General features: G+C 46.7%; 11 protein-coding genes. 3 read left to right on the top strand and 8 right to left on the bottom strand.

Translation table 11 applies throughout. The annotated features are described in order from the left end of the window. Positions 1-9: 9 nt before the first annotated feature. Positions 10-1,500: a DUF2252 domain-containing protein gene (locus KKZ03_RS21150; protein ID WP_243218745.1), complete on the bottom strand. Its 1,491-nt coding sequence runs from the start codon at positions 1,498-1,500 to the stop codon at positions 10-12. A 1,496-nt stretch (positions 1,501-2,996) separates the two neighbouring features. Here KKZ03_RS21150 and KKZ03_RS21145 point away from each other — a divergent pair. The 3 genes from KKZ03_RS21145 to KKZ03_RS21135 are packed head-to-tail and all read left to right on the top strand — an operon-like array spanning position 2,997 to position 6,372. Next, positions 2,997-4,034, top strand: a complete 1,038-nt coding sequence (locus KKZ03_RS21145) for a zinc-dependent alcohol dehydrogenase family protein (RefSeq protein ID WP_243218739.1) — start codon at positions 2,997-2,999, stop codon at positions 4,032-4,034. A gap of 58 nt (positions 4,035-4,092) precedes the next feature. Then, positions 4,093-5,475 carry an NAD-dependent succinate-semialdehyde dehydrogenase gene (locus KKZ03_RS21140; RefSeq protein ID WP_243218738.1) on the top strand — a complete coding sequence of 461 codons (1,383 nt, stop codon included), beginning with the start codon at positions 4,093-4,095 and terminating at the stop codon, positions 5,473-5,475. 39 nt (positions 5,476-5,514) lie between these two features. After that, complete coding sequence (locus tag KKZ03_RS21135) at positions 5,515-6,372, top strand: oxidoreductase (protein WP_243218736.1); 858 nt, start codon at positions 5,515-5,517, stop codon at positions 6,370-6,372. A gap of 142 nt (positions 6,373-6,514) precedes the next feature. Here KKZ03_RS21135 and KKZ03_RS21130 read toward each other — a convergent pair whose 3' ends face one another. The 7 genes from KKZ03_RS21130 to KKZ03_RS21100 all read right to left on the bottom strand — a co-directional run bounded on the left by KKZ03_RS21130 (position 6,515) and on the right by KKZ03_RS21100 (position 12,385). Further along, on the bottom strand, positions 6,515-7,504 hold the full coding sequence (locus KKZ03_RS21130) for a zinc-dependent alcohol dehydrogenase family protein (protein WP_243218735.1): 990 nt from the start codon (positions 7,502-7,504) through the stop codon (positions 6,515-6,517). A gap of 220 nt (positions 7,505-7,724) precedes the next feature. Continuing rightward, the gene (locus KKZ03_RS21125) at positions 7,725-8,687 is read right to left on the bottom strand and encodes an LLM class oxidoreductase (RefSeq protein WP_243218730.1); all 963 of its coding nucleotides are present in this window, start codon (positions 8,685-8,687) and stop codon (positions 7,725-7,727) included. A gap of 601 nt (positions 8,688-9,288) precedes the next feature. Beyond that, positions 9,289-9,861, bottom strand: coding sequence for a nitrogen fixation protein NifQ (locus KKZ03_RS21120; protein WP_243218728.1), 573 nt, complete (start codon positions 9,859-9,861; stop codon positions 9,289-9,291). 2 nt (positions 9,862-9,863) lie between these two features. Next, complete coding sequence (locus KKZ03_RS21115) at positions 9,864-10,214, bottom strand: 2Fe-2S iron-sulfur cluster binding domain-containing protein (RefSeq protein WP_243218726.1); 351 nt, start codon at positions 10,212-10,214, stop codon at positions 9,864-9,866. 121 nt (positions 10,215-10,335) lie between these two features. Then, positions 10,336-10,623, bottom strand: a complete 288-nt coding sequence (locus KKZ03_RS21110; protein WP_243218725.1) for a 2Fe-2S iron-sulfur cluster binding domain-containing protein — start codon at positions 10,621-10,623, stop codon at positions 10,336-10,338. Positions 10,624-10,689: 66 nt separating this feature from the next. Continuing rightward, positions 10,690-11,970, bottom strand: coding sequence for an FprA family A-type flavoprotein (locus tag KKZ03_RS21105; protein ID WP_243218722.1), 1,281 nt, complete (start codon positions 11,968-11,970; stop codon positions 10,690-10,692). After that, positions 11,963-12,385 carry an ArsC/Spx/MgsR family protein gene (locus KKZ03_RS21100; protein ID WP_256451986.1) on the bottom strand — a complete coding sequence of 141 codons (423 nt, stop codon included), beginning with the start codon at positions 12,383-12,385 and terminating at the stop codon, positions 11,963-11,965. Before KKZ03_RS21100 ends, KKZ03_RS21105 begins: the two co-directional genes overlap by 8 nt. Positions 12,386-12,399: the final 14 nt, after the last annotated feature.

Raw genomic sequence — 12,399 nt, 5'->3', positions numbered from 1 at the left:
AGTCTACCTTTACCGGGCTATGACCCATCCAGATTCAATTGCTTTCAATAATGCCTTGTGGTCATTGACAGTCTGATCACCATAAGCCTCGGCCCAATCGGCAAGTGCTTCGTCCAATACGTCCGAGCTTCCGCAGTATCCTGCGATAACTGCTGCATCGCCGGTTCGTGCGTGGGCGCGGGCCAATAGAATACCCGCTCCTCTGGAAAAGAAATTAAAGGGTGTGCCGGAAAGCCACTCCATCGGGATAGAGCCTTTCATGTTTTTCATTTGCCGTACATAAAATGGCCTGTCATCAATAGTGGTCCAGCCTAGCAGTGGATCACCCGAGGCTTGCAGAACCCTTTGCCCTAAAATGACGCGTAGGCCATCGTGGGCGAATGTCTCTGGCAACGCTGGCAGATAGGGCGCATGAGCGGGCGGTAGGGCTTCTTTGACCTGAAGGAAAATGGGATCGTGGTCGCCATTACCAAACAGCAATACCAGATAGGCACGGGTGCCCACACTGCCGACACCTACAACGCGATGTGCCACGTCCGCGACATGATAACGGTGGAGCATAAAGCGGCGCTCTGGAGCTACTGTGGTGGAATAAACATTGAGGGCATCAATGATTTTTTCCTTGGTTTCCTCGTCTACACTTGTTAGCTCTGGAGCATCTACCTTAAAACGCCAGGCACCGTTAACGGCTCTTTCAGCGACTTTGCCCAGCAAACTGGCGTTATGCTGTTTGCGAGCCTTTTCGACGGCTTTTTTTATGATTGCACCCGACTTTGAGTCGACCTTTACAAGTTTCGGATCAAGGCGATCGACCACATTATGGAGGTACCAGAGATCAAGCACTCCCATATCCTGGAGTGTTGCCATTTTCTGGCGATAGCCGGCCACGCAACCGCTAACAGCAAGACGCCGCTCGCGTCGATTCAGACCGTTTTCCCTGCCCAGTACATTAATGCTGGTAATAAGCCGTTTCAGATCCCATTCCCAGGGGCCGATGGTAACCTCATCAAAATCGTTAAGATAGAGAACTACATCCCGCTGCGGGGTGCCGTATAGTCCGAAATTGTTGATATGCGCGTCTCCGTTCATCACCACATTCACTCCAGTGAAGGGTGTTCCGGCAAGATCCCTGGCCATTATTGCAACCGATCCACGCAAGAAAGTGAACGGTGATGCCGCCATTCTACTCATGCGTAGGGGAATTAGATGCGCCTGACGGCCTTCATTAGTCGCTATGACAATATCTACAGGATCAGAGCGATCTGCGGCCGGTTGCCAATCGGCATGGCTTTCTCTAGGCGTTTTCGCACGCAGGGCTTTACCAAATTCACGACGTTTATTCCAAGGTTCACCAGCGTCACGAAAATCGCATTTAATCAGTTGTTTCGTCGGATCGACAATCCCCTCATGAACCGCCGCCCATACCAGGGTATCTGTTGCCTCTTTGTCTGACTTGATACAGGCAACCTTATCTGATGATTTAGTTTTATCAGTATTCATTAATAAGTCTCCAATTGGATGAAACAGGGCTTACGACAGGATGGATATAATTAGTTTTAGTTTCCGTGGCATGATGGTAGTCTCCAGAGCATAGTTATCTACACAAGTCCTAAAGCTCCTTCTCCAAAGTGAGAGCGGAGCGAGGGTTTCAGGTTGATGAGGGGAATGTAAAAGTTGACGGGCAACAAGCCCTTTTAACATGCCCGGATCAAAGGAAAATGCTTTCATGTTGTAAATATTTTCAACGCTGGTCGACAAATTTGCCACGGATTGTATACCTCCGTACCCAGCCAAGGTTCGTTTTGCCCATTGTCGCTGCGCAGCCATTTTTTATCAAAGGCTGGTATGTAACGTCGTCGCCAATACATCGTATTCCTGCAAACCTTTGTGTTTTACTTTCCCAAATTTGGACTTGAATACCATCAGTGCCCCCAGAAAAATGAGGACATTCGTTACTACCATCATAAACTGAAGGAAACCAGGCTATCATCGACGTATAAAACTCGGTTGGCGATAGTCGCTGCCATTACCGAGGAAGTTGCCAGGCTAATAACAGCGAACTTGGCCTGACCCAGCCGCAGAAAATCCAAGTCGCCGGCATGAGCGGGATGGATGACGGAATAACATCAGATCCAGTGCTGCCAAACGCAAACCAAGAAACTTTGGGCCAGGTTTATTAAACCCCGTATGATCCAGATCTCTTTCCAATGGTCTATCAGCGACTATAGAAAACTCGACGGCATTGTTCAGTTCGTGCGGGTTAATGCTTGACAACTCCGTTTACGTTATTCATAAAAGGTAACTGTAGTTTGAAAATACTCAGAATTATATGATGAAAGCAAATTATAGTTTGAGTATCCGGGAATCCCAATAAAGAATTAATTATTTATTGCAGAGGAGCTAAAGCCAAGATAAAGCGGTTCCCAGGAGACTGCCCGTGAATAGAAAATCGACTGCGGAAAAGTTGTTTTAGCCAGATTTTCTGCTCATTTTCGTTGAATGGAACCTCTATTTGCGTTAAATGATCCAAAGATTTGACTCAAAATGGCTTCCACTCGCTACGACTCCTATTCCCGGACAGCCTCCCAGTATTTGAAGATGTAGTCAGCGACGATAATAACCCGATACGCCCAAGGCTTTTATGCAATGCATAGAATCCATTTTGCAACAAATATCCAGCATAACCAAATTTAAGCGTAAGTTCCTACTCATCTTGCTAACCACTCTAACGTACTTGCCAGAACGGATAAATTTTAGAAAACTTAAACGTTATCACGCTCTGAATGAAATTTTTTTTTTCGATGGTTTTGCCACTTATTTGATTTTATTACGTTCAATTTTCTGAGCATAAAGAACTTACCTGATATGGTCATTATGTGTTCTTCCGCACAGATCAACTCACTAGTAGTGTTATATGCTGTTTACCACTACTTCTGCTCGACCATGCTACATTTGGCTTGCCGGGCCTAATTGACAAAAACCTAAGGAAGCCATCTATGAAAGCTCTCGTTTATAAAGGACCTGGGGAAAAAGTTCTGGAAAACCGGTCAAAACCGGAAATCACCGCACCTACTGATGCGATTGTCACTATTACCAAAACAACTATTTGCGGTACTGACCTGCACATCCTCAAGGGTGATGTACCGAGTTGTCAGCCTGGTCGTATCCTTGGCCATGAAGGCGTTGGTGTTATTGACCAGATCGGGTCAGCTGTCACCACTTTCAAGCCTGGAGACCGGGTGCTAATCTCTTGCATCAGTGCCTGTGGCAAATGTACTTATTGCCGAAAAAAAATGTACTCTCACTGCACTACCGGCGGCTGGATACTTGGCAATACCATCGACGGAACACAAGCCGAATTTGTCCGCATTCCCTATGCAGACACCAGTCTCTATCGCATTCCAGAGGGTGCCGACGAAGAAGCTCTGGTCATGTTAAGTGACATTCTGCCAACAGGATTTGAGTGCGGCGTGTTAAACGGTAAAGTTCAGCCGGGCAGCACTGTAGCAATAATTGGTGCCGGACCTGTCGGGCTGGCGGCCTTACTTACCGCGCAATTTTATTCGCCAGCCGAGATTATCGTGATAGATCTCGACGATAATCGCCTGGCCGTCGCAAAACGCTTCGGTGCAACCTCAGTAATTAATAGCGCTGATGGCAAAGCCTTGGAAACCGTTATGAAGATAACCGATGATCGTGGTGTCGATACCGCCATCGAAGCGGTTGGCATTCCAGCCACCTTCGAGTTATGCACAACCATTATTGCGCCAGGCGGCATTATTGCCAACGCCGGAGTACACGGAACAAAAGTGGATCTCCATCTGGAAAACCTGTGGGATCGTAATGTAACCATTACTACACAACTGGTCGACACCGTTAGTACACCCATGCTGCTCAATGTAGTGGGAGCTAAAAAAATCGATCCCAAGTTACTGATTACCCATCATTTCAAACTCGATAACATTCTTGACGCTTACGAGACTTTTGCGCAAGCGGCAAACACAAAAGCACTTAAAGTAATTATCGAGGCTTAACAACAAAGACGCCGACTTTTTTCGGCATTTATAGACAACACAATAAAAGGACGATTCCATGGCTTACCAAAGCATTAATCCCTTCGATGGCAAACTTCTAAAGACCTTCGACGAACTCACTGACCAACAACTTGAAACATCGCTGGAAAACGCCGAATCTTGTTTTAAGTCTTGGCAGCATACAAGCTTTATGGAGCGGGCAACTATTGTTGCAAAAGCCGCCGCTATTATGCGCGAACGAATTGAAGAGTTTGCCCGTCCGGTCACGCAAGAAATGGGCAAACTTATCGACCAAGCCAGGGGCGAAGTTCTGCTCAGCGCTGACATTCTCGACTATTATGCTGAAAACGCCGAGCGTTTTTTGGCAACAGAACAGCTGGAACCAAATTCAGGCGAAGCAACCATTGAAAGTGCTCCCTTCGGTGTTCTCTTCGGTGTTCAACCCTGGAACTTTCCCTACTATCAAATCGCACGTTTTGCTGCGCCCAATCTGATGGCGGGTAATGTTGTCATGGTGAAACATGCAGGATGTGTTCCGCAATGTGCCATTGCTTTTGAGAAGCTTTGGCTGGAAGCGGGTGCGCCGGTTGGCACCTATACTAATCTGCAAATTTCGCACGAACAGGTTGCCCGCGTAATTGACGATCCCAGAATTAAGGGCGTTGCACTGACCGGTAGTTTGGAAGCCGGAAAAAGTGTTGCCGGGAGAGCCGGACAAAATCTCAAGAAATCAACAATGGAATTAGGCGGCAATGACGCTTTCATTGTATTGGAAGATGCTGATCTTGATAAAACAGTTGCTTGGGCGGTTTGGGCCAAAATGAATAACACCGGACAGTGCTGCATCGCCGCCAAACGCTTCATCGTCGTCGAAGCTCTGGCTGAGCGCTTTCTCGAAAAATTTCAGGCGGCTCTGGAGTCCCTTAAACCCGGAGATCCTATGGATTCAGCGACAAATTTAGGCCCGTTGTCTACTGAATCGGCCCTGATACAGCTTTTGGATCAGATAGAACGCGCCGTTGCCGATGGCGCAACCCTTGTGACAGGTGGCAAACGAATTGATCGCCCGGGTTATTTCCTGCAACCAACGATCCTGACCAACATTAAACCGACTAATTCAGCCTTCAGGGAAGAGCTGTTCGGACCCGTCGCGCTTTTCTTCAAGGTCAAGAACGAGGAAGAAGCTATAGCGTTGGCCAACGATTCGGATTTTGGTTTGGGCGGCTCGGTATTTACCCAAGATATTGCCCGTGCCAAACGCGTAGCCAGTCTTATCAATAGCGGCATGGTATTTATAAATCAGCCAACCTGGACAAGTCCTGATCTGCCCTTTGGAGGTATCAAGAACTCAGGTTACGGACGAGAGCTCTCCAGCTTAGGTATCCATGAGTTTGTGAACAAAAAGCTGGTACGTATTGCGTCTATTGACGCCTCGCTCTAACAAAAACCGGTAACCATAATCAACTCAAGAGATACAATAATGACAACAAATAGCACTTCAACGATAACTGAAAATCCCGTTTGGTTTATTACCGGTTGCTCAACCGGTTTTGGTCGGGCACTCGCCAGCCATGTACTTGAATTGGGTTACCGCACCGTGGTGACGGCGCGCGATCCCGAGTCTGTTAAAGACTTGGCAAGCAAAGGTGACGCTTTGATACTCAAGCTTGATGTAACCGATCATCTGCAAGCAGAGGCGGCGATTAAAGCGGCAGAAGATAAATTTGGGCGTATTGATGTACTCGTCAACAACGCTGGTATCGGCTATTTTGCTGCGGTGGAAGAAAGCGAAGAGGATCAGGTACGCAGAATGTTCGATATCAATGTCTTCGGTTTAAGCCGGATGATTCATGTGGCGCTGCCAAGCATGCGCAAACGCAGACAAGGCTTTATCGTCAATTTGTCTTCCATTGGTGGGCTGAAATCGTTTCCTTCGCTGGGCTACTACAACGCCACGAAATATGCGGTAGAAGGTTTGTCCGAAGCACTTTGGCAGGAGGTAGAACCATTGGGTATTAAAGTGATGCTGGTCGAACCGAGCGGTTTTCGCACTGATTGGGCTGGCCGTTCAGCGAACGAAAGCCCACATCATATTGATGATTATGCAGCCACAGCCGATTTAGTGCGCAAGCAGCTTCGTGCAATTTCAGGTAAACAATCCGGCGATCCGTTGCGCGCTGTTAAAGCCATCGTTGAAGCGGTCGAATCCGCTAACCCACCGCATCATCTTCTGCTTGGCAACGATGCCTTTGAAGGGGCTGTCGCCAAGCTGGATGAACTGCGCAAGGAGTTCCTGGCTTGGGAAGCGGTTTCACGCGGAGCTGATTTTCCAAAGTAGAAAGTAGAAAGCAAGTATATAGACTTTCAGATAAATAATTTCGATGCCAACAGATACCATCCCTTGCAGGATAGTATCTGTAAATGTTTAAATCGATGTCTAATTTCTGAAAGGTTATAAGTATTGTTAGATTAATGCGGATTTAAACTTCTAAAATAATTTTGCCAATTTGCTGGTTGGATTCCATGTAGCGATGCGCCTCCACCACTTGCTCCAGCTTGAAAATCTTTGCTACTGCAGGTTTTAGCTTGCCGTCAGTGAGTCCTTTAATAATGAACTGCTTGGCACGTGCCAAGCGTTCCGGGTCTGTGCTTACTTCAAACAAGGTATAACCGCGTATCGTCAGTTGTTTGGCAAGTATCGTGAACAGCGGCAATGGTGTCGGCTCACTACTGAGCGCGCCATATTGAAAAATAATACCGCGTTGCGCAGTCGCTTCTGCCAACTTGTTAATCGTCGGCCCGCCCACCGGATCAAATATGACGCGTGCACCCTGGCCGTTGGTAATACGGTTCACTTCAGCCACCAAGTCTTGCTCTTCGGTGGCAATCACGTACTTGGCACCAGCCTTTAGCAAGGCTTCACGCTTGCTATTGTAACGCGTCAGCGCTACCGGAATGGCACCGATCAGATTTGCTGTTTGTATCGCAGCCACGCCCACACTACTTGATGCCGCTGAAATCAGCACATATTCGCCGGCTTTGGTGTCGGCAATATCAACCAATGCGCCATAAGCCGTCATATATTGCATCCATATTGCCGCAGCTTCCGGCCAGGATAAATGCGCAGGATGTTTCACTACCGCAGTCGCAGGTACATTTACCAAGTCACCATAAACCCCGTAATCATTCTGTGAAAAAGCAGGTACGGTACTTACTGTATCACCCGGTTTAAATTCGCTAACACCCTCGCCGACTGAAACCACAATACCGGCAGCTTCATAGCCCAGTCGTGCCGGCAGTTGCGGCGTTTCAAGATACTGGCCACTGCGAAACATGACTTCTGCGCGATTAATACCGATAGCCTTTACCTCAATCTGTACCTCGCCTGCGCCGGGAGCCGTCAGTTGCTCGTCGTTGATTTGCAAAACTTCCGGCCCACCTGTTTTATGAAAACGAACAACACGTGACATAGTATTTCTCCTGATATTATTTAAAATTAATTCCAGCCGCTCAACACGATTTTACTTATGGTGCTGCTCTATCATGTCGGCAGTCTGGTACAAAGAGCGCGTGTACATCAACTTTCAGATGAAAGCCGCTCTTTTATTCTTGAGCCGGTCAAGATCCACTGGCAGTTCAGTTTTACCACTAAGCAGATGCGGCCTTTTGGCTTTATTAGTTCGATGATCTCTAAAAAAACTCTGGCAGTACAAATTCAGCCAGCTCCTGCAATACTTCATCGGCAGGTCGCTGGCTGTATTTCAGATTAAAAATCAGGTGATCAACTCCAATACGCTTGCAAGCATGTAAATGCGTTAATAGTGCGTTTCGACCCGAGCGGTGGCCAAGATGGATCGGTGTGGTCGCTTCATTCGGCTTATCCGTCAAATCAATGAAATATGACTGGGTAAATGGCTTATATTGTCCTGGTAACACCGCCTCAACGGTGTCGCGCCAGCGTTGTACTATTTGCCCCTGCGCTGCAATACTGCGCGGATAACTCATCCAGCCGTCAGCATGTTCGGCGATCCAACTTAAATCCTGCTGACTATGGCCAGTCACCAGTAACGGTACATGGCTGGCTACCGGCTTGGGGATGACATCAGCCCCCATCATATGGCCAAAACTACTGTCCACTTGTGGAAAATACTGGCCCCAATATATTTTTAGCAGTGCTAATTTTTCACGGAAATTTTCACCACGTGATTCAAAATCTACCCCAAAAGCCGGAAATTCAACCGGCCTGTCACCTGAGGCAACTCCCAGCAACAAACGGCCGTTGGAAAGCTGATCAACACTTGCCGCCGCTTTCGCGGTATGAACAGGATGGCGCAACGGCAGAATTACTGCTGCCGTGAGTAAGGCGATTTCCTTGGTCTGGCCGGCGATATAGCCCAAATAAGGCCAGACATCAAACACTTGGCCGGAATCGCCAAAACTGGGATCGCGCAACGGCACATCGCGAAACGCCAAGCTGGCAAAGCCGGCTTGTTCGGCAAACTGGGCAAGCCCTACCTGATTTTGCATGGTCGGTATATCGCCGTTAAAAGCCTCTATCGGAAAAAACATGCCAAAGGTCAGTTTGTCGGGTTTAAAAACCCGCTGATATCCAGGATTACTGTTGGGTAATTTAGTTGTGTTAGGCGTAAACATTCTTGACTCATTTAAAGGGTATAATAAATAAAAAATACCGGTACACCGTAAAGTGGTGAATATACTGTGTCAGCGGAGACACTATAGCCAAGCAGATGCTTATCTGGATGAGCTAAAAGCATCGAATTTTATCCCTGACCTTTTACTGTAAGTAGATCCAGTGATTTAATATGGCATTAATGCCAGAAAATCTTCTGCATTAGCCGTTAACGCATTTACACCATTTAGTGTTTAATATCAGGAATATTAAGGATTATAGAGATAGCTAACTGTGCGTATTGGGATCGGTAGTGTTGCGTCCCTTGCTCTGTTTGACGGTATCTTTTGATGTGGTTGCTGTCATATTCAGCACAAACTATTTTTTGATAGCATGTCATGTGGCTACTTATAAAACAACCTATATATTTAACCCGCTACCCTCTTAGTATCAAAACCTTTATTAAAGATCAGGCGCTTGAAGGGTTCTATGTTGCATAGAAGGTCTTCGTGGCCGCCAAGCGTAATTCCTCTTTGGCAATATGTTCATCAGCAAAAAAAGCAATTTTGAGTCAGATTTGTTGATAATTTGTGGCAACCGTGACAGCTTTTCCTTACGAGTTTTTTACTCCTCAAAACCATAACATTTGGGATAATCAATACAGACATTACATGAAGGTGCGCGGCATAAATACAAACCTTCCGCTTCGCAAAGCTGTTTGTACAAGAACTTTTTCCACTTCATATTCTGGGTGTTTTTTGCCGCCAGTTCAGGAAAATTGTAGTGCAACATCGCACTTAATTGTGAGCGCGACCAGAGGCCTAAATCCTGCCATAAGTGATCGCTGCCCAGACAACCGGCAACAATAATGGCAATTACCCAGTCCATTTCAGGCGTGTCAGCCCTTGAGTAACGTTTTAGCAAATTAACCAGATCTTCTTTTTCCAGCATACGCCCAAAATCCAGTTGACTACCTGATGGGGCTTGCTCTGGAAGGGTTTGATCCTGAAAATAAGCCTGTTTTAATTGGCTAAACTGCTCAGGCTCCAACCCCAGATAGTCGGGCAAAATACCTTGCCCGACACACCAACTGGCGACCATGCACGCCAACCATTCCTCATTGGATGCTATGGAAAGTGTTGATAACCGGGAATAGAACTGTTCCCGGTTATTCAGAAGTTGAAGCGCCATAGACATGATTAATATTCAACCAGAATATCTTCATCCCTGACAATCATCTGGCAAGCCAGGCGCCAAGGGGAGGGGAGGTCATCAACAATCATTTGCTCCATTTCCTCTTTGCTGATTTTACCGCTGACGCGCAAGACGTCTTTTTCCTTTTCTGTTAAAGGTCCGCCCATGCGCTGATGTTTATGGTCAACACTACTGACTTTTACCAGGCAGGTGCCGCATTCGCCGTCCTCGCATTCATAATTGATCGGAATTTTGTTTTCCCGTGCCAGTTTCAGTAGTGATTCCGTATGACTACCGGCTACGGCATAGACAGTTTTATCCCGATATTCGGGACTTGAGAAAGTAACTAAAGCCATGATTTACTCCTTAAATATAAGTGATGTTTCGCCACTGGGTTCCCGTGTTGTTAAAAGGGTCTCAACAGCTTGGTAGCTAGCCCTACCCCCCTCTTTGAAAAGAGGGGGTAGGGGAGTGTTTTTAAACCGGCTTGACTCTAATGGTTCCACCCAAAACCTGAGCCTGACACGCTAACCGATTGTGTTTGCCTGCCATATTTTCACGCAGGATTTTATCTTCCAGTACTGACGCCTCGGTCAGGTTGTCCCAGCCTTCCGTGACTTTAGTAATACAAGTCCCACAGTCGCCCTCACGACAACCATAAGTTATGCCTGAACCGACTTTTTCTGAAATCTCAATCAGCCGGGTGCCCGCTGGTGCAGTAACAGTAACGTTTATATCTTCAAAGGTAATCGACGCTTTCGCCATTTCTATTCTCCTGTTGCGTTAAAAATTATTAAGATCTTGTTTTAAGACAGGTTCTCGGACAGCCTCTCAGGCAAGGTCTGCGATATCAATCACTTTAGCTTGCCTTAAACCCATTAAATCCTGTGCCATTTCATGGCCGAATTGCCAACAGATCCGGATTTCTTCATCGGTCGGAATTAACTTGATGCGTATCCCCGGAACGGGTACACGTAACTTGAGTCCGCGCAAGCGATCCTCTACCATTTTCACGCCTTCGCCGGTCCAGCCATACGAGCCAAAAACGCCCCCCAGTTTTGATTTGAGATTGATAACCACCAATGACGATAATAAATCCCACACCGGTTTGACGGCATCGCCATTGATAGTCGGTGTGCCAAACAAAATACCGTCTGCACCTTCTATCAAATCGACAAACGGTCCTACTTCACTGCCTTCCAGGTCATATAACGATACCCGTACGTGCTCTACAGCCATGGCACCTTCATAAATGGCTTCGGCCATACGCCGTGTATTACCGTAGGAACTGATATAAAAGATCAGCAGCGTTTTTTCACCGCTACTGATTTCGCTATGCAGGGCAGAACGTGATAATTCGTTATAGCGCTGCAGATACCGTTGCGGTTGATCGCGTAATAAAGGGCCATGGGCAGGCAAGATAGTTGTCAACGGTAACGGTTCAAGCAGGGTCAACGCGCGATTTACATAGTCTTTGAATGGCCGCATGATGTGGGCATAGTAATATTCAAAAGAAAAGCGAAAATCGCCGACAACATCGTTAAACAATCGCACATCGCAGAAATGGCAGCCAAACACATCGCCTGAAAATAAGGTTTTTTCTTCTACCAGATAAGTACATTGCGTATCCGGCCAATGTAAATATGGTGTATGAAAAAATGCCAAGGTACGGTCTCCCAGTGATACCTTGTCACCGGTCATTACCGGCGTAAAATCAAACTCATCCTGTTTTAACAAGGCTTTGAGCATGGATTGCGCTTTTTGCGAAATGTAAAGTTGGGCTTGTGGCGCCCTGCGCATCAGTTCAGGCAAAGCACCAGTATGGTCGGGTTCCAAATGATTTAAGACAATGACTTTAATTTCGTCATAACTGGCTACCGACTCCAGACGGGCAAAAAAATCATCGGCAAAATTTTCTTTTACCGTATCAATAATGGCAACGCCCTCACTGCCTCTAACCACATAGGCATTATAAGTTGTGCCATTGGCGGTTTTTAAGATAATGTCAAAGGTACGCAAATTTGGGTCCAGAGCGCCTATCCAATGGACTCTTTCCGATAATGCGACCGCTTGTGGTACGCCATCAACGGTTAAAATTGGTAGCTTATTCATGACCGCAGTTTGGCTGTGTAAGTGGGCGAGGGCAGTTTTCCAGATCCTGATTTGTCTCGATTTCTTTTAAGCCAATCCAGTTATTTACTATCTCTTGATCAAATCCTGCCATAAAGCGGTTTCCGACTTGCATTAACGGACGACGAATTAATAACGGGTTTTTCAGCATCAGCACTAACGCTTCCTGTTCAGTCAGGTTATCAGCATCAATCTCGCCATTTTTTATAGCTGGGGCGCTATAATTGAACCAATTTCGTACTGCTAATGCACCGAAGAAAATGCGTAAGCGCTCTGCCTGCCAGTTTTCAGTTAATATATTTTTAGCAATAACTTGATGACCTGCTGCTGCCAACAGTCTCTTTTGCCGGGTATTATTAATACAACCAGGTTTTTCATAGAAAGTGACAGTAGCCATCAGTGATGTCCTTG

The sequence above is a fragment of the Methylobacter sp. S3L5C genome (assembly GCF_022788635.1).
Classification (GTDB): domain Bacteria; phylum Pseudomonadota; class Gammaproteobacteria; order Methylococcales; family Methylomonadaceae; genus Methylobacter_C.
The sequence above is the reverse complement of the archived record's forward strand: the minus strand, read 5'-3'. Positions and strand labels throughout refer to the sequence as shown.